16 protein-coding genes are annotated in these 18,143 nt (G+C 55.3%); 7 read left to right on the top strand and 9 right to left on the bottom strand.

Going from position 1 to position 18,143, the window contains the following annotated elements; translation table 11 throughout:
- Positions 1-77 precede the first annotated feature (77 nt).
- Complete coding sequence (locus tag JWF83_RS18095; protein ID WP_413651793.1) at positions 78-542, top strand: DNA polymerase III subunit chi; 465 nt, start codon at positions 78-80, stop codon at positions 540-542.
- A 5-nt stretch (positions 543-547) separates the two neighbouring features.
- Positions 548-3,403 carry a valine--tRNA ligase gene (locus JWF83_RS18090; RefSeq protein WP_413651792.1) on the top strand — a complete coding sequence of 952 codons (2,856 nt, stop codon included), beginning with the start codon at positions 548-550 and terminating at the stop codon, positions 3,401-3,403.
- Positions 3,404-3,444: 41 nt separating this feature from the next.
- On the opposite strand, the gene JWF83_RS18085 is transcribed toward JWF83_RS18090, so the two are convergent.
- Positions 3,445-4,371, bottom strand: coding sequence for a M48 family metallopeptidase (locus tag JWF83_RS18085; RefSeq protein ID WP_413651791.1), 927 nt, complete (start codon positions 4,369-4,371; stop codon positions 3,445-3,447).
- Positions 4,372-4,471: 100 nt separating this feature from the next.
- Complete coding sequence (locus tag JWF83_RS18080) at positions 4,472-4,786, bottom strand: hypothetical protein (protein ID WP_413651790.1); 315 nt, start codon at positions 4,784-4,786, stop codon at positions 4,472-4,474.
- A 494-nt stretch (positions 4,787-5,280) separates the two neighbouring features.
- Between JWF83_RS18080 and JWF83_RS18075 the strand changes: the two genes are divergently transcribed.
- Complete coding sequence (locus JWF83_RS18075; protein ID WP_413651789.1) at positions 5,281-5,784, top strand: GNAT family N-acetyltransferase; 504 nt, start codon at positions 5,281-5,283, stop codon at positions 5,782-5,784.
- 57 nt (positions 5,785-5,841) lie between these two features.
- Here JWF83_RS18075 and mpl read toward each other — a convergent pair whose 3' ends face one another.
- Positions 5,842-7,197, bottom strand: a complete 1,356-nt coding sequence (mpl, locus tag JWF83_RS18070) for a UDP-N-acetylmuramate:L-alanyl-gamma-D-glutamyl-meso-diaminopimelate ligase (RefSeq protein WP_413651788.1) — start codon at positions 7,195-7,197, stop codon at positions 5,842-5,844.
- A gap of 167 nt (positions 7,198-7,364) precedes the next feature.
- Here mpl and fbp point away from each other — a divergent pair, with 167 nt between their 5' ends.
- Positions 7,365-8,363 (top strand): class 1 fructose-bisphosphatase, encoded by a 999-nt coding sequence (gene fbp / locus JWF83_RS18065; RefSeq protein ID WP_413651787.1) that lies wholly within the window; start codon positions 7,365-7,367, stop codon positions 8,361-8,363.
- Positions 8,364-9,088: 725 nt separating this feature from the next.
- On the opposite strand, the gene JWF83_RS18060 is transcribed toward fbp, so the two are convergent.
- The gene (locus tag JWF83_RS18060; RefSeq protein WP_413651786.1) at positions 9,089-10,651 is read right to left on the bottom strand and encodes a methyl-accepting chemotaxis protein; all 1,563 of its coding nucleotides are present in this window, start codon (positions 10,649-10,651) and stop codon (positions 9,089-9,091) included.
- 167 nt (positions 10,652-10,818) lie between these two features.
- Between JWF83_RS18060 and JWF83_RS18055 the strand changes: the two genes are divergently transcribed.
- Together JWF83_RS18055 and JWF83_RS18050 are read left to right on the top strand one after the other, a co-directional pair.
- Positions 10,819-11,235 carry a lysozyme inhibitor LprI family protein gene (locus tag JWF83_RS18055; RefSeq protein WP_413651785.1) on the top strand — a complete coding sequence of 139 codons (417 nt, stop codon included), beginning with the start codon at positions 10,819-10,821 and terminating at the stop codon, positions 11,233-11,235.
- A gap of 65 nt (positions 11,236-11,300) precedes the next feature.
- Positions 11,301-11,750, top strand: a complete 450-nt coding sequence (locus tag JWF83_RS18050; RefSeq protein ID WP_413651784.1) for a DUF441 domain-containing protein — start codon at positions 11,301-11,303, stop codon at positions 11,748-11,750.
- Here JWF83_RS18050 and JWF83_RS18045 read toward each other — a convergent pair whose 3' ends face one another.
- Genes JWF83_RS18045 through JWF83_RS18030 form a run of 4 tightly spaced genes read right to left on the bottom strand, consistent with a single transcriptional unit; the run spans position 11,751 to position 16,787 of the window.
- Positions 11,751-12,368 carry an ANTAR domain-containing response regulator gene (locus JWF83_RS18045; RefSeq protein WP_413651783.1) on the bottom strand — a complete coding sequence of 206 codons (618 nt, stop codon included), beginning with the start codon at positions 12,366-12,368 and terminating at the stop codon, positions 11,751-11,753.
- Positions 12,365-13,534 (bottom strand): transporter substrate-binding domain-containing protein, encoded by a 1,170-nt coding sequence (locus JWF83_RS18040; RefSeq protein ID WP_413651782.1) that lies wholly within the window; start codon positions 13,532-13,534, stop codon positions 12,365-12,367. The genes JWF83_RS18045 and JWF83_RS18040 overlap by 4 nt, the downstream gene beginning before the upstream one ends.
- A gap of 44 nt (positions 13,535-13,578) precedes the next feature.
- Positions 13,579-15,294, bottom strand: a complete 1,716-nt coding sequence (locus tag JWF83_RS18035; protein ID WP_413651781.1) for a nitrilase-related carbon-nitrogen hydrolase — start codon at positions 15,292-15,294, stop codon at positions 13,579-13,581.
- Positions 15,294-16,787, bottom strand: coding sequence for a purine-cytosine permease family protein (locus tag JWF83_RS18030; protein WP_413651780.1), 1,494 nt, complete (start codon positions 16,785-16,787; stop codon positions 15,294-15,296). The genes JWF83_RS18035 and JWF83_RS18030 overlap by 1 nt, the downstream gene beginning before the upstream one ends.
- 386 nt (positions 16,788-17,173) lie before the next feature.
- Between JWF83_RS18030 and ppa the strand changes: the two genes are divergently transcribed.
- Entirely contained in the window at positions 17,174-17,704 is a 531-nt protein-coding gene (ppa, locus tag JWF83_RS18025; protein ID WP_413651779.1) for an inorganic diphosphatase, read from the top strand.
- A 90-nt stretch (positions 17,705-17,794) separates the two neighbouring features.
- Here ppa and JWF83_RS18020 read toward each other — a convergent pair whose 3' ends face one another.
- Positions 17,795-18,142 (bottom strand): gamma-glutamylcyclotransferase, encoded by a 348-nt coding sequence (locus JWF83_RS18020; protein ID WP_413651778.1) that lies wholly within the window; start codon positions 18,140-18,142, stop codon positions 17,795-17,797.
- Position 18,143: the final 1 nt, after the last annotated feature.

Here is an 18,143-nt window from a genome sequence, read left to right as displayed (position 1 = left end):
GTGTTTCAGATACCCCGTGTTTACAGAGGCGGCAGTGATGCCGCCGATTGCTGGTTAAACAGATTCAGGCATCACCCATGAAAAACGCGACCTTCTATCTGCTGGAAACCGATACGCCGGTTGACGGACTCAATGCTGTTGAAGCGTTAGTGTGCGAACTGGCGGAAGAGCGCTGGCGCGCCGGGAAGCGTGTACTGATCGCCTGCGAAACGGAACAACAGGCCATTAAGCTGGATGAAGCCTTATGGCAGCGTCCCTCCAGCGCCTTTGTGCCGCACAATCTGGCTGGCGAAGGGCCGAAATATGGCGCGCCGGTAGAGCTGGCATGGCCGCAGCGACGGGGTAACTCGCCGCGTGACCTGCTTATCAGCCTGCTGCCGCAGTTTGCAGATTTTGCCACTGCTTTCCATGAAGTGATAGACTTCGTTCCTTACGAAGATTCTCTCAAACAGCTGGCGCGCGACCGCTATAAAGCTTATCGCAGCGTCGGATTCCACTTGAATACGGCAACGCCGCCTTTGCCCAGAACGACAACGACATAGCAGAAATGGAAAAAACATATAACCCGCAAGATATCGAACAGCCGCTTTACGAGCACTGGGAAAAGCAGGGCTACTTTAAACCGAATGGCGATACCAGCCAGGAGAGCTTCTGCATCATGATCCCGCCGCCGAATGTCACCGGTAGCTTGCATATGGGTCACGCCTTCCAGCAAACCATCATGGATACCATGATCCGCTACCAGCGCATGCAGGGTAAAAACACCCTGTGGCAGGCCGGTACCGATCACGCCGGTATCGCGACACAGATGGTGGTTGAGCGCAAGATCGCCGCTGAAGAGGGCAAAACGCGCCAGGATTACGGTCGCGATGCGTTTATTGAAAAAATCTGGCAATGGAAAGCCGAATCCGGCGGCACCATAACCCGCCAGATGCGTCGTCTGGGTAACTCCGTGGACTGGGAGCGCGAGCGCTTCACCATGGATGAAGGTCTGTCGAATGCGGTGAAAGAGGTGTTCGTTCGCCTGCATAAAGAGAACCTGATTTATCGCGGCAAACGCCTGGTGAACTGGGACCCGAAACTGCGCACCGCGATTTCCGATCTGGAAGTGGAAAACCGCGAGTCCAAAGGTTCCATGTGGCATCTGCGTTATCCGCTGGCTGACGGCGTGAAAACCGCCGACGGCAAAGATTACCTGGTGGTCGCCACCACCCGTCCGGAAACCGTGCTGGGTGATACCGGCGTAGCGGTCAATCCGGAAGATCCGCGTTATCAGGATCTGATTGGTAAATTTGTCGTGCTGCCGCTGGTTAACCGCCGGATTCCAATTCTTGGCGACGAACACGCCGATATGGAAAAAGGCACCGGCTGCGTGAAAATCACCCCGGCGCATGACTTTAACGACTATGAAGTGGGTCGTCGTCACAAGCTGCCGATGATCAATATTCTGACCTTTGACGGCGATATCCGTGAAACCGCTCAGGTTTACGATACCAACGGCGAAGAGTCTGCGGTATATGACGGCACGATCCCGGCAGAATTCCGCAATCTGGAACGTTTTGCCGCGCGTAAAGCAATTGTCGCCGCCGTTGATGCTCTGGGCCTGCTGGAAGAGATCAAACCCCACGATCTGACCGTACCTTACGGCGACCGTGGCGGCGTGGTTATCGAACCGATGCTGACCGATCAATGGTACGTGCGTACCGCGCCGCTGGCGAAAGTGGCGGTAGAAGCGGTTGAGCAGGGTGATATCCAGTTCGTGCCTAAGCAGTACGAAAATATGTACTTCTCCTGGATGCGGGATATCCAGGACTGGTGTATCTCGCGTCAGCTGTGGTGGGGACACCGTATTCCGGCCTGGTATGATGAAGCGGGCAACGTTTACGTCGGTCGTAACGAAGAAGAAGTGCGCGCGGAAAATAGCCTTGGCGCCGATATTGCTCTGCGTCAGGACGAAGACGTGCTGGATACCTGGTTCTCCTCCGGCCTGTGGACTTTCTCCACGCTGGGCTGGCCGGAAAACACCGAAGCGCTGCGTACTTTCCACCCGACCAGCGTGCTGGTCAGCGGCTTCGATATTATCTTCTTCTGGATTGCGCGCATGATCATGCTGACCATGCACTTTATCAAAGATGAAGACGGCAAGCCGCAGGTACCGTTTAAAACCGTCTATATGACCGGTCTGATCCGCGACGAAGAAGGACAGAAAATGTCCAAGTCGAAGGGTAACGTGATCGATCCACTGGATATGGTTGACGGTATCTCGCTGGAAGCGCTGCTGGAAAAACGTACCGGCAATATGATGCAGCCGCAGCTGGCGGAGAAGATCCGTAAGCGTACCGAGAAGCAATTCCCGAACGGCATTGAACCGCACGGCACCGATGCGCTGCGCTTTACCCTGGCGGCGCTGGCGTCGACCGGTCGCGATATCAACTGGGATATGAAGCGCCTGGAAGGTTATCGCAACTTCTGTAATAAACTGTGGAACGCCAGCCGCTTTGTGCTGATGAACACCGAAGATCAGGATTGCGGCCAGAACGGCGGCGAAATGGTGCTGTCACTGGCCGATCGCTGGATCCTCGCGGAGTTCAACCAGACGGTGAAAGCCTATCGTGAAGCGCTGGATAGCTATCGCTTTGATATCGCTGCCAATATTCTTTACGAATTCACCTGGAACCAGTTCTGTGACTGGTATCTGGAGCTGACCAAGCCGGTAATGAACGGTGGTTCCGCAGCGGAACTGCGCGGCACGCGCCATACGCTGATTGAAGTGCTGGAATCGCTGCTGCGCCTGGCGCACCCGATTATTCCGTTTATCACGGAAACTATCTGGCAGCGGGTGAAAGTGCTGAAAAACATCAGCGACGACACCATTATGCTGCAGCCGATGCCGGCGTTTGACGCGGCGAAGGTCGATAGCGCGGCGCTGGCCGATACCGAGTGGCTGAAGCAGGCGATTATCGCGGTACGTAATATTCGTGCCGAGATGAATATTGCGCCGGGTAAATTGCTGGATGTGCTGTTGCGCGGCGCCAGTGCGGAAGAACAACGCCGTGTAACCGACAACCGTAGTTTCCTGCAGACGCTGGCGCGTCTGGAGAGCATCACTCTGCTGCCTGCCGATGACCAGGGTCCGGTTTCCGTGACCAAACTGATTGACGGCGCCGAGCTGCTGATCCCAATGGCCGGTCTGGTGGATAAAGCCGCCGAACTGGATCGTCTGGCGAAAGAAGTCACCAGGCTGGAAGTCGAGATTGACCGCATCGCCGGTAAACTGTCGAACGAAGGTTTTGTGTCACGCGCGCCGGAAGCGGTGGTAGCGAAAGAGCGTGAGCGCATGGAAGAGTGCGAACAGGCTAAAGTGAAATTGATTGCACAGCAGGCGGTTATCGCCGCGCTGTAATCTGTCAGCATCGTGACCGGGTTCGCCTGGTCACGATGTAATTAATGCCCTTCCGCCTCGCGGATAGCTTCAATTCTTAATGGCATATCGCTATCGCTGCTCAGCCAGTGCGGCAACGCCAGCCCGCGACTCCGCGGCCCCCCTTGCTGGCGAATTAATTCATAGATGTTTGCCATCGCTTCCAGCGAGCGTCCCTGCGCCTGCATTTGCATCATGGTCCACTGATCGGCATCACGCTCCATCGCCCGCGTAAAGTGCATCTGGTGCAGAAAAGACGCCTGCTTTAATAACTTATCGTCGATTCCACTGATATCGCCGATCAGCCACATATAGCACAGTGAGAACAGCGAAGAACGCACCAGCAAGCGCATTGGGTGATGCCAGTGATGATGCGCGATTTCATGCAGCATCATTGCCGCCAGCGCATCATCCCCCGGCGCCAGCTTTATCAGCTGGTCGCAGAGGATCAGGTTGCCATCCGCCAGCATAAAGGCGCCAGGCGCGCCGGGACACTGCATCAGCGTCAGCCGGACTGGCACCGCCCCGCGCGGCGAGGTTGCCGCCAGCACCACGGAAAACAGCCGACTGACCCGCTGCTGCTGCGCAGCGGGAAGCTGACTGTCCTGAAAACCATTCTGCCGCAGCAGATGCAGAGTCTGCCGGCCGATCTGCTGTTCCACATAGTCGGGGATCAGCAACGCCAGATAACGAATGGTCAGAGGCTTTAAGACGCCGATATACAGTACCATCAGCAACAGCGTCGCCAGCAACACGGCAAACACGCTATGCTGATGGCGCTCGAAGCTACGCAACCAGCCAAGACGCCGGTGTTCCGCCACCCACTTACGTAATCTGGCGTCATCTTCAGGAACAAAGCGGCTGCCATCAGCAAAGATAATGGTCAGCGGAATAGTGCCTGACGCGTCCGACAGGGTGACCTCTTTCAGCCGAAAGCGGGTCTCTGCCACCGGGAGATGCAGCGCAAAATGAGACGGATGTAAGCTGAGGCAGGCAGCCTCGCGAGCGACCCGTCCGGGGGGCTGATAATAGCCGCGCAGATGCACTGACTCAGATCCCGCCGCTAAGGGTGAAACTCAGCGCAACATCTTCCGTTACGGCGGCGTGCTGCGAATCTGAGTTAAGTTGAATATTACCCCGGCAACGGCGGTTTCCGGACAGATAATAACCCTGCCCTATCGCCAACCCGGAGATAAAAAGTAATCCGCAGGAAAATATTATCATAAAGTCAAATATCACCCTGATGTTCTCTTCCAGTAACAGGTTATTTATCATCTTTATCTCACCGCTCAAAACGCCGGCAAAAAATAGTAAAGAAAACGGCAATCCATTCAATATCATTTTTATATAAGTTTTCTTTCTCAAATTTGCCTTAAGGTAAAATCACTGATTACCATATTTTCGCCATGGCAATAAGACGGAGGGAACAGCTTCCCTTCGCCATTAAATCCAGTCTAATCAAATAAATAATTATCACAACCACGCCAGAGACGAGAAGATAGTTTCCTGGGTTACAATATTCACCGTTCTGTTAACTCACCAGCGTGAAAGATATTTCACAAAAATTTCCGTTAAATAAACCAATTCATAGACCATGTATTCAGAAATTAATTTTTCATAAATTCTATTTATGAAAAATGATGCCGTCAGAAAACGGCTGGCCGGAGGGTGGTTATTATTTATGCGTATATTTAAACATGGACGCCAGCCACGAACAATATGTAATTTCATTAATGTCCGGGCAACGGCTGACAACGCTGGCGCGGCGAATTAATGCACCAGGATACGCAACAGCATTGCATCCACCGCGCGGCGATGTTATTACACTCCTTCATCAACATTTCTATTGAGTGAGCAGCATGATAACCGCAACTCAGGCTGGCGTTCGGGTACGCCCGATTACGCCGACAGATAATCCACTTATCGCCCGGGTGATCCGCGAGGTTTCCGCCGAATTTGGCCTGACGGCGGATAAAGGCTATACGGTATCCGACCCGAATCTGGATCGCTTGTTCGAGCTCTACAGTGAAGCCAACAGCGCTTACTGGATTGTCGAACTTGATGGTGTAGTGGTCGGCGGCGGCGGCATAGCGCCGTTGCTCTGCAGCGAACCCGATATCTGTGAGCTGCAGAAGATGTATTTTTTGCCTGCGGTACGCGGTTTGGGTCTGGCGCGCACGCTGGCGCTACAGGCGCTGGACTTTGCGCGCGAACGGGGATTTAAACGCTGTTATCTGGAGACCACCGCTTCACTGACGCGCGCCATTAAACTGTATCAGCAGTTGGGTTTCCGCCATATCGATGGCCCGATGGGTTGTACCGGACATGTTGACTGCGAAGTGACCATGATGCTGGATCTGTAGGGGCGGCAAAGCGGCAGCGACCGTAAGGGCGGCATTAATGCCGCCCTGGCAACCGGCTTACTTCTGTAACCGGTCCAGCAGCTTCTGGTGAATACCACCAAAACCACCGTTACTCATCACCAGCACGGTATCGCCGGGCTGCGCCACTTTGGCGACCATCTCCACCAGCGCGTCGACATCGGAGCTCCAGTGCGCCGGCTGCATACAGGCGTCGGCAACTTCAGAAACCTGCCACGGGATATGGTGCGGCTGTAGCAGAAACACCTCATCGGCACGGGCTAAAGCGGGTGCCAGATCATCCTTGCTAATGCCCATTTTCATGGTATTGGAGCGTGGCTCCAGCACCGCCAGGATGCGTGCGGTACCGCCGACTTTGCCACGCATCGCCGCCAGCGTCGCCAGAATCGCCGTCGGATGATGGGCAAAATCGTCGTAGACTTTAATGCCGTTGCTTTCCCCACGCAGTTCCAGACGGCGGCGCGCATTGATAAAGTTATTCAGCGCCGCCGCGGCATCTTCCGGCCGCACGCCGACATGGCGCGCAGCAGCAATCGCCATCAGGCCGTTATGCATATTGTGTTCACCCACCAGCGACCAGTTAACCTCAGCCACCGGGGCGCCGTCGAGCCACACTTCCCAGCGGGAGGCATCGGCTGACAGCTTCTTCGCCTGCCAGGCGCCGTTTTCACCCACATGCTCCTGTTCGCTCCAGCAGCCCATCGCCATCACCTGTTTCAGATGCGGATCATGCTCTGGCAGAATAATTTTACCCTGCCCCGGCACAATACGGATCAGATGGTGGAACTGCTTCTGAATCGCCCGCAGATCGTCAAAAATATCCGCATGATCAAATTCCAGATTATTCAGAATCAGGGTACGCGGGCAGTAATGGACAAACTTTGAGCGTTTGTCAAAAAATGCACAGTCATACTCATCCGCCTCAATAACGAAGAATGGGCTTTTTCCTAAATTTGCCGAAACGTCGAAATTTCCCGGTACGCCACCGATAACAAACCCCGGTTCCATGCCGCAAGCCTGTAAAATCCATGCTGCCATGCCTGCGGTGGTGGTTTTGCCGTGGGTTCCGGCTACCGCAATCACCCAGCGGTCACGCAGGACAAAATCATGCAGCCATTGGGGTCCGGACAGGTAAGGGATGTTGCGTTCCAGCATCGCTTCCACACAAGCGTTACCGCGGGTCATGGCATTGCCGACAATCACCAGATCGGGGGCGGGATCAAGCTGACTTGCATCATAACCCTGAATTAAATCAATGCCTTGCTTTTCCAGCAAAGTGCTCATTGGTGGGTAGACGTTCGCATCGGAACCGGTCACTTCATGTCCAAGCGAACGCGCGAGCATCGCCAGACCGCCCATGAAGGTACCGCAAATACCGAGAATATGAATACGCATAAAAGGTCCGTTACTTTAGAGTTCGGCGCACAGTTTAGCGCCGAGTCACGCCGGAAGAAATGGATTTGGACTATGGTCTTTGTTGTTCAATCGGCTAAACTGCGTACGAATACGTTAGCAGCGCGTCAAACATGCTGCTACTCAACCGCAGATTCAGGGATTGTGTTATGAAAACGTTAGGCGAATTCATAGTCGAGAAGCAACATGACTTTCCTCACGCCACAGGGGAACTGACGGCACTTCTTTCCGCGATTAAGCTGGGTGCTAAGATCATCCACCGTGATATCAATAAAGCCGGTCTGGTCGATATTCTCGGGGCCAGCGGCGCAGAAAATATCCAGGGCGAACAGCAGATGAAACTCGATCTGTTTGCCAATGAAAAACTGAAAGCAGCGCTAAAAGCACGCGGCATTGTTGCCGGTATCGCCTCTGAAGAAGAAGACGAAATCGTTATCTTCGAAGGGGTAGAAAACGGCAAGTACGTGGTATTAATGGATCCACTGGATGGCTCATCCAATATCGACGTTAACGTTTCGGTTGGGACCATCTTCTCTATCTACCGTCGCATTACCCCACCAGGTACGCCGGTCACCGAAGAAGATTTCCTGCAGCCGGGCAGCCAGCAGGTTGCGGCGGGCTATGTAGTTTACGGTTCTTCCACCATGCTGGTGTATACCACTGGTTGCGGTGTGCATGCCTTTACTTACGATCCTTCGCTCGGCGTGTTCTGTCTGAGCCAGGAACGGATGATGTTCCCGGAGAAGGGTTATACCTACTCGATTAACGAAGGGAACTATATCCGCTTCCCGCAGGGCGTGAAAAAGTATCTGAAATTCTGTCAGGAAGAGGATAAGGCGACCAATCGGCCGTACACCTCACGTTATATCGGTTCGCTGGTGGCAGATTTCCACCGTAACCTGCTGAAGGGTGGTATCTACCTCTATCCAAGCACCGCCAGCCATCCGCAAGGTAAGCTGCGCCTGCTGTATGAGTGCAATCCGATGGCGTTCCTCGCCGAACAGGCAGGTGGTAAAGCCAGTGACGGCGCCCGTCGCATTCTCGATCTGCAACCGGAAACGCTGCATCAGCGCAGCCCGTTCTTCGTCGGCAATGACGCGATGGTTGAAGACACGGAACGTTTCTTACGCGAGTTCCCGGACCAGTAGGGCGGCGTAAATGCCGCCCTGGGGTAGGGGAGCCATTTATGGCTCCCGTCCCGATGGCGACAACGGTGCAAACCATTGATACGGGCGGCATAAATGCCGCCCCTACAGAAGAATATCTGCCTCCTGATGTAGGGGAGCCATTTATGGCTCCCGTCCCGATGGCGACAACGGTGCAAATGATTGGCACGGGCGGCATTAATGCCGTCCCTACGGGAAAATATCTGAACCCCCGGATGTAGGGGAGCCATTTATGGCTCCCGTCCCGATGGCGACAACGGTGCAAATTATTGGCACGGGCGGCATTAATGCCGTCCCTACGGGAAAATATCTGCCCCCCCCCCGGATGTAGGGGAGCCATTTATGGCTTCCGTCCCGATGGCGACAACGGTGCAAATTATTGGCACGGGCGGCATTAATGCCGTCCCTACGGGAAAATATCTGCCCCCCCCCCGGATGTAGGGGAGCCATTTATGGCTCCCGTCCCGATGGTGACCACGGTGCAAATGATTAGCACGGGCGGCATTAATGCCGTCCCTACGGGAAAATATCTGCCCCCCCCGGATGTAGGGGAGCCATTTATGGCTCCCGTCCCGATGGTGACCACGGTGCAAATGATTAGCACGGGCGGCATTAATGCCGTCCCTACGGGAAAATATCTGCCCCCCGGATGTAGGGGAGCCATTTATGGCTCCCGTCCCGATGGCGACAACGGTGCCGCCCTGCGGTTACGCACTCTGTAGTTTAAATACCGCCATGCTTTCCACCAGCTGCTGCGACTGTTCTTCCAGTGACTGCGTTGCTGCCGACGCCTGTTCGACCAGTGCCGCGTTCTGCTGCGCCACTTCATCCATCTGCGTTACCGCCAGATTAACCTGCTCGATACCGTGACTCTGTTCCTGGGAAGCACTGGAAATCTCTTTCATCAGGGTGGTTACGCGCATCACTTCACTGGAGATCTCATCCATGGTCTCACCGGCTTGGGTTGCCATCTGGTTGCCTTCGCCGACCCGGGTCTGCGATTCTGCAATCAGCACGCGGATCTCTTTCGCTGCGTTGCCGCTCCGCTGTGCCAGTTCGCGGACTTCGGTTGCCACCACCGCAAAACCACGCCCCTGCTCACCAGCGCGCGCCGCTTCCACGGAAGCGTTCAGCGCCAGAATATTGGTCTGAAAAGCAATGCCATCGATAACGCTGAGGATATCGGCGATCCGCGATGAGCTGCTGGAGATCTGCTGCATCTTCTCGATAACGTAGCACACCACTTCAGCGCCGCGATCGGCGGTATCCGAAACGCTGCGCGCCAGCTGATGCGCGTTGCGGGCGTTGTCGGCATTCAGTTTCACCGTGGCGGTCAGTTGCTCCATACTGGCTGCCGTTTGCTCCAGTGACGCCGCTGACTCTTCCGTGCGCGCTGACAGGTTGAGATTGCCGGCGCTTAACTCACGGCTGCCCACCTCAATTTGCAGGCTGGCATCGCGCACCCGGCTGACCGACTCCTGCAGCGAGATCTGCATACTGTCTAAGGCGAAATTCAGCCGCCCCAGTTCATCGCAACCACCTGCCGGCACCGTTTGCGTCAGATCACCGGCCGCCACATGCTCCAGATGCGCCACCGCGTTATCCAGTGGTCTTAACAGCAGAGTACGCAACACAAACCACGCCATCACCACCAGCGCCACCGTCAGCAGACAGCAGAAAGCGATAAGCACTTTCATGCGGATTTCATTTCTCGCCGCTTCTGCCAGCCGGTCGGCGCTCACCTGATTGGTAAATTCACCAAAGGCCGCCACCGAATCGCTTAATTTGATGGTCAGCGCGGTAATATTCCCTTCCAGCACTGCGTAGTAGGCATCCACATCCTGCTTATGCAGAGCGTCCACCATCGGTGTAATACCGTTATCCATATAGTCCTGATAATTACGCAGTACCGTGTCGGCCAGAGTTTTAGCATGCGCGGTAACAGTACCGGCATCAATAAAGCGTTTCATATCAACCCGGGACTGATCCAGATAACCCATGGCACGCTTAACCTGCGCCGCCGCGTCATCTTTTAATCCAATTTCCATTTTACGAACAGCCAGCGCGGCCACAACACGTACACGTAACAGATTGCTATTACTCAGGTATAAACTATTCTGTTCGATACCCTGAATACGGTTAATCGCATCCAGAGATTGAGTTCCTTTGTTAATTGCGGTTATGCCCATGATGCTGACGACCAGCAGCAGAAGCGTCATTAAAGCCAGTAAAACCAGTAAAGCAGTACGAATTGAGATTTTGTTTAGCATGAGGTATTCCTGTTGCGGAAAAGGCAAAACTCCAGAAGCCTAAAACGCTAAGGTTATCGGTAACTCAGTGCTCAAACTTTATGCTGGCTAATGCTATTTTTATTGACCCCCGCCAACCGATAAAACATGCTTAATCGATATTGTTATGAGTCATGGCGGGAAAAGTAATGAAAAAATTACTGGTGATGATCAGCTTGTTGCTGCCTGCAAGCGGGCTGGCGGCGAATAACGTTATCGACAACGAGCTGGCAAGCTGCCTGAACCGCAATTCGTCCACCGTCGGGATGGCGCAATGTTATGACGCCGCCATGCAATCCTGGGACCAGGAAATGAACCGACAGTACAGCGCAGTAATGAAAAAATTAAACAATCAGCAAAAAGCCAAATTACGTGATGCGCAGCGCAACTGGCTAAAATATCGCGACAGCTGGCTGGAAGCGGCGCAAGCATGGTATCTGGCGGAACAAGGCACCCTCGCCGGCCTCTCCACAGCGGCGCAGGCGGTGCAACTGGTGAAGGGGCAGGCGCTGATGCTGAAATCACTTAATCAGGGGAGTTGTGCGAATCCTGATGATTGTCAGTGAGATACAGTGATAAGGTAACGGGGGCGGCACTTACCCGCCCTTGTTTACTTTTTCCGGAGCCACAGATGGCCGCGTACTCGTCGTTAATTATCCTGATTCTGCTCGGTGGGCTAAGTTTCTTTGTGCATAACACCGCTGTCACCGTGTCGATTCTGGTACTGCTGTTGATCAAAATCACCCCGCTGTCGCAGTTCTTCCCCTATGTGGAAAAACAGGGGATTACCCTGGGCATTATTATCCTGACCATTGCGGTCATGGCGCCGCTGGCCAGTGGTTCACTGCCCTCCAGTACCCTGCTGAAATCGTTTCTCGACTGGAAATCACTGCTGGCAATCGCGGTGGGGATTTTTGTCTCCTGGCTGGGTGGCCGTGGCGTCTCGCTGATGAGCAGCCAGCCGACCATTGTCGGCGGTCTGTTGATTGGCACCATTATCGGCGTATCGCTGTTTCGCGGCGTGCCGGTCGGCCCGCTGATCGCCGCAGGCATCGTCTCGCTGTTTCTGATTAATAAATAGTCAGGCGTCTGGCGTACTGAGCAGGGTTTTCGCCAGCGCCAGATAACCCTGACGATTCGCCAGCAAATCGATACTGAAGTGCTCAACGGTTTTTTGCTGCTGCATCGCCATGCTGCGTAGCAGGCTCCAGGCGCTCTCTTCATCCAGCGCCAGACTCTGCATCAGGTATAACTGGGCCGAGAACAGAAAGCGCCGCGCTTTCAGCCGCTCATTCTGACGTTGTAGCTGCGCGGTCAGCTCCTGCTGGCGGGCGTCAAACGCCAGCGCCAGCGTAATAGCAGTCATCACGCCGTCGAAACGCACCGGCTTGCGCAAATAACCGGATATTTGCTGATCAATAATCCACTGCAGACGCGATGGCGTCTCCATGGTGGTCAGCACAATTTTCGGTAATTCCGGCCAGGGCAGACGGTGCGTCGGATGGAACAGCTGCGGATTATCGCCATCAAACAGAATCATCTGCTGGCCGTCAAACGCCGCAGGAGGCGGAAAGTCGTCGTGAAAACCAGCCTCTACCCCGAGACGGGCAAACTGTTGCTGTAAATGCTGCGCATCGCGTCCATTACAGCCAATGGCGCATACCTTCAGACCACGCATACGCAGTTTAGCCCGACTCATCTGGCGCTGCCCTCTTGCGCCAGCAGCGCCAGATCAACCCAGGTTAACCAGGGATCCGGTTTCACCGCCGCCGGAGCCTGCCAGAAAGTTTGCAGTACCCCCTGTTCACAGCGCGCCATATGCGGCGTCAGCCAGGCATGGTTGTTATCGGCATCAATACGTACGCGCCCTGCCGGGCCGACGATCTCATCCTGCCATACCGCGGCGCGTACGCCATCCACTTCGTCGCTGCCGCTGCGATCAATGGCGCGCGCCAGAAATTGCCCCGCCAGCCACGCAGCCTGCGAATCGACCGAAGGCGAACTGTTTTCGCCAAAACGCTGACGATAGCGGTTAAGAAAACGCCGGTTCTCCGGAGTATCGATCGACTGAAACCAGACTGAAGAGACCAGATAACCCTCCAGGGCATCGGCGCCAATCAGTTTCACTTCGGGTTCACACAGTGTCAGGCTGAGTTTGATCAGGCTGTCCGAGGCAAGGAAAGGATGTTGCTGCGCAGCGGCGTGCCAGGCGTGGTAGAAACGGTAAGCCGAGACGCCGACCAGCGTCGCCAGCACTACTTTCGGCCGTTTGGCGATAATATCCTCGATAATCGCCTGCACCTCGGTCTCCCCCAGCGGCAATAACTGGCTGGCGACCAGTTCACCGCCTACCGGCTCGATCACTTCGCGGGTAATGCGATCAATTTCCCATGACCAGACATAGTTGGAACCGACATGGTAAATCTGCGGCTGATGGTGCGCCAGCAGCCAGCTCAGCATCGGGATCACGTGCTGATTAGGTGCAGCGCCGAGGTAAATAACGTTATTACTGCTTTCAAAACCTTCATAGCGCGCCGAATGCCATAGCAGGGCATTCGCCCCCTCAATCAGCGGCAACATCACCTTACGCGATGCCGAGGTGTAGCAGCCGACAATATGCCGCACGCCATGGCGATACAGCAGATCGTGGCAATATTCGTAATACTTATCCAGCGAACCGCCGGGATCGTAGACCACCGGCGCCAGGGTGAAGTTAAATGCCGGATCGGCATTGATCTCTTCAATCGACAGCATAATGCCATTGACCATTTCACGGCCAATTACCCCGTAATCACCGGAAACCGAGTAGAGAATACCCACCGGGATTACCGTTTTCTTATCGCAGGTATCGCCGTTTAACTGCATCTTGCTCTCCTGAAATGCGGCCCGCAGGCCGCCATTATGCTGATTCATTCCGTGCGCGTCGCTAGCAGTGCAGTGTAGTAGTGTGGCTGGCGCATCAGCACCAGATCTTTACGCCGTACTACGTGGGTCGGATATGGCGTGCTGCTGTCACCGGTATCGATGGTCAGGGTCGCCATCCCCTCCGCTTGCAATACTTTTGCTTCGCTGCGCGGGAAAGCAAAGGTGTCGGGGCCATAAATGCCGCTGATGCCGAAGCTGCCGGTTAACGCATCGCAGCTATTGGCAAATGCCAGCCACAGGTTATTCTCCCCGGCACGCACGCGCGGCAACAGGCAGTGCAGCGGATCGGCGCCGGTCGGGATCGGATAGTTATGCCCGATGGTCGTGCCGCTATGGGCCAGCGGCAGTGGCTCAGCGAGCGCCGCCGGACAGGCGATCAGATCGCAACCTTCCAGAGCCAGAATACGACCCGCTTCCGGGATCAGCAAATCTTCCCCCAGCAGCAGGCCGACGCGCCCGCACGGCAGATCTGCGCTGATCCAGCGCTCACCCGCCGTCGCCCACTGCCGATCGGCGAGGTTCAGATGGATCTGGCGGTAATTGGCTATCACGCCCTGTGGCCCCACCAGCAATGCGCTGTTATAGAAGCGATCCCCTTCCTGCTCAATCCAGCCGCTGAGCAGAGTCATATCCAGTGCCATCGCCAGCTGCAGGAAAGCAATAACCGCCGGATGACTGGCGCTAATCGCCTGTTCACGCCCGCCGCCGCCGGTTAACGCCTTCTCCGGAAACACCAGCAGTTCCGCGCCGGCGGCTTTCGCCGCCTGCGCCATTTCACGCATCTTTTGCAGGTTAGCTTCCGGCTGACCGCGCGGAGTAAACTGCGCCACCGCCACGTCGGAGCGCTTCCCTTGCGGCAGCGGATTCATGCCGTATAAGCCAAAGAAATCGCCGGGATTCCAGCTAAAGGTGTTGGTCATCAGCCGCTGATAGAGCTCCGGCCGACGTTTCGCCAGCGTCGGGTTATGCTGCGGCAGCTGAATTTCCGCTGCCACAATGCCATCCCCGCTGTCGCGCGCCGCCAGCAACCGGCCATCGCCATCCACCACGCAGCTGCCGCCACTGAACTGCACGCCGCGCTCCCAGCCCCAGCGGTTACTTTCAATCAGCGCGCAGCCGTTTTCCCATGCGCGCGTCAGCCAGTAAGGCGCTGGCGTGCGTTCCGCCAGCCAGTTACTGATATGGCAGATAATCTGCGCGCCGCCGACCGCCGCCAGCCGGGCGGTTTCGATAAAGTGGATATCCATGCAGATCAGCAATGCGATATTGCCAATCGGCGTGGCAAACACCTGATGCCCAAGGTCACCATTCGCCGCCCATTTCGGCTCTGAAATATAGGGATGGGTCTTGCGATGCACGCCAATCACTCCTGCCGGGCCGATCAGTACCGCACTGTTGTAGTAAAGACCGGTGGCGGCATCCTCCTCCGGCATTCCCAGCACCAGGTAGCAGTCGTGCTCCCGCGCCAGCGCGCTAAAGCGCCGGCAGGTCTCTCCGGCCACCGTTTCCACCCACGGCGCCACCTCTTCACGGTCGCGCCAGCAGTAACCGGTGGTGCCCATTTCCGGCATCACAATCAGCCGCGCGCCTCCCTGCGCCGCCTGCGCCGCCAGCGTCAGCAGCTGGCTGATATTCTCTTCTTTACGAAACTGCGTCGGTTCAAACTGAATCGCCGCTACCTGCAGGTGAGTCTCCGTCATTATTCAGCTTCCTTGTTCAGTTGCGGATTAAGTTGCGGTTTTGGACCACTGTAAGCATCAGACGGGCGCCAGCGGGTTGGCATATCGGTCGGGAAGGTTTTGAAGTAGTACTGCCCGCGGGTGGCGACACTGATAATCACGTGGATCACCGGCCCCACCAGCATGGCGATAAACGATGCGTAGACCATCGGATAAACGCCCAGCACTCCTGCGGCGCCAACCGCCACCGCCACTAACAGCGCGATAGTGCCTGACGGATTCCACATGCGCAGATACTCTTTGCGGTACTCAACAAAGTCGCTGGGCGCCAGTTTGAATAGCTTGCGGCAGATAAAGTAGTCAGCAAGGATGATAAACACCCAGGTATTGGTCAGAATGCCGGTAATTGACAGGAAAGTGCCGGTATATTGCAGGATATTAAACACATAGAAGACAACTCCCAGCGCCCACACCAGCACCATCCACCACTGCCGTCCCGGACGGTAGTTAAACGCCATATCCATGGTGTTCGACAGCGCAATCGACCCGGAGTAGAGATTCAGCACGTTAATGCGGATCTGGGTAATAATCGCAAATAGCACGCCGGTCAGGGCGATAATCAGCGGGAAGACAAAGCCCGGATCCAGCGCCAGCGCCCAGGCATCCCCCTGCGCGATATGCGGCATCAGGGTGTAAGCCATAAAAGCGCCGAACAGCATCACCACCACAATCGGGATCAGCATGCCCAGCATAATGGTGGCGGTGCCTTTATGCGTCACGCCAGGTTTGGCAAAGCGTCCATAGTCGGTCGCCATCAGGCCCTGAAAGACAATCTGTCCGTTAGCCATGTTCATCACCAGCCACAGCGCATTGCTGTCCACTTCCCCTTTCGCCTGCCAGCCGGAGAAACCTACCGGCTGATAGTGATGAGTCAGTTGCCAGATACAGAAACCAAACAGCAGGATAAAGATTGGTACCCCCCAGGTTTGCAGGAACTGCATCGAGGACATGCCTTTCCAGACAAACCAGATGGCGGCCAGACCGGTGACGGCGAAAATCGCCACGCCAGCCGGTGAATTCACCGCCACCCCGGCATAGTTGGCAATCGCATGCGACACGATGGTGCCTTCAAACAGGAAGTAAAAGATAAAGTTGATGGCGTAGATCAGCGAGGTAAACGCCGAGCCCATATAGCCGAAACCAAGGCCACGCGTCATCAGGTTTAGCGACAGCCCCTCCTTACTGGCCAGTTTCATAATGCAGGAGCCGATAAGGGTGGCAAACACCACCATATAGCCGATCGGCAGCAGCAGCGTTGGCCAGCCGACCTGATAACTCATATCCGCGCCAAGGCTAAACCAGAACATGGCGGTAGAGTTGCCCAGCAGAACCAGGATGATGGCCGGGATCGGCCAGCGGTAATGGGTGGGAACGCGGCCAACCGCATAATCCTCTACCGCTTCAGCTTCGGTAATATCCTGTGGTCCCTGGAACCACTCTTGCAGTTTTCCCATGATGACTCTCCAAAAATGAAAAAAGCCCCGCCGACTCTGAGAGTCGACGGGGCTTCTTTGCCTGATGATAAATTGTATGCGCCCTGCATCGCACAGCGCTGATTGTCTGACCGCAGCAGGCGACGTTGCCTGTATCAGCCGGGGCTGACTATAGCGGTAATTAACCACAGCAAACTCTGTGCCAGTTCTTTGCCAGCTGATTTTGCGGGCTTTTCAGCTGCAGAAGAGGCGGACCGGCCCGGGCTGCGCACCATCAGGGTGCAACGCTGCACCACTCAATGGTATGAGCATGGAGCATTCTGAAAGCAGAAAAAGAGGGAATACTTTCATAACCAGTTGGCTATAATAGCCGTCACTCGACTTAAGACTATATGAAGGAATACGAGATGAGTTTGAACCATGTTCCAGCGGGTAAAGACCTGCCAGAAGATATCTATGTGATCATCGAGATCCCGGCAAACGCCGATCCAATCAAATATGAAGTGGATAAAGAGTCTGGCGCGCTGTTCGTTGACCGTTTTATGTCTACCGCCATGTTCTACCCGTGCAACTATGGTTATATCAACCACACTCTGTCTCTGGATGGTGATCCGGTTGACGTGCTGGTACCAACCCCATATCCACTGCAGCCGGGCTCAGTTATTCGCTGCCGTCCGGTTGGCGTGCTGAAAATGACCGACGAATCCGGTGAAGATGCGAAACTGGTTGCGGTACCACACACCAAGCTGTCCAAAGAGTACGATCACATCAAAGATGTGAACGACCTGCCGGAACTGCTGCGTGCACAGATCACTCACTTCTTCGAGCAATACAAAGCGCTGGAAAAAGGCAAATGGGTGAAAGTTGAAGGCTGGGATAATGCTGCAGCGGCTAAAGCTGAGATTATCACCTCTTTCGAACGCGCTAAAAATAAGTAAATCACCCCCGACCAGCGGGGCGGCGGCATCTGCGTCGCCCGTCTGACCGATAAAAAAACACCGCTCAGTGAGCGGTGTTTTTTTTTACTGTTAACTGACAGAATCGCGCTGCAGCCAGTCGCCACTTTCGATACGCCGTTTGTCGGCAACGGAACGCTGATAGACATACAGCCAGGCACTACCGTACGGCGTCTGCACTAGCTGACGCTTATACTCACCGCCCCTGGTACGCAGGGCATCCAGCTCGCCCAGCGTGCTGGCATCAATCCGGTAAACTTCACAATAAACATGGCCCGCTCCTGCCACCACGCCAGGGTAATGTCCAAGGCTGTAAAGCTCATAGCCTTCGATCTGATGATCGCCGAGCCACTGGCCGTTGGTCATCCAGTGACTGTTACCCTGCTTGCGCCGTAAACTGCCATAGACAATTATTCGCATT

The sequence above is a fragment of the Pantoea sp. B65 genome (assembly GCF_047308185.1).
Classification (GTDB): domain Bacteria; phylum Pseudomonadota; class Gammaproteobacteria; order Enterobacterales; family Enterobacteriaceae; genus Erwinia.
The sequence above is the reverse complement of the archived record's forward strand: the minus strand, read 5'-3'. Positions and strand labels throughout refer to the sequence as shown.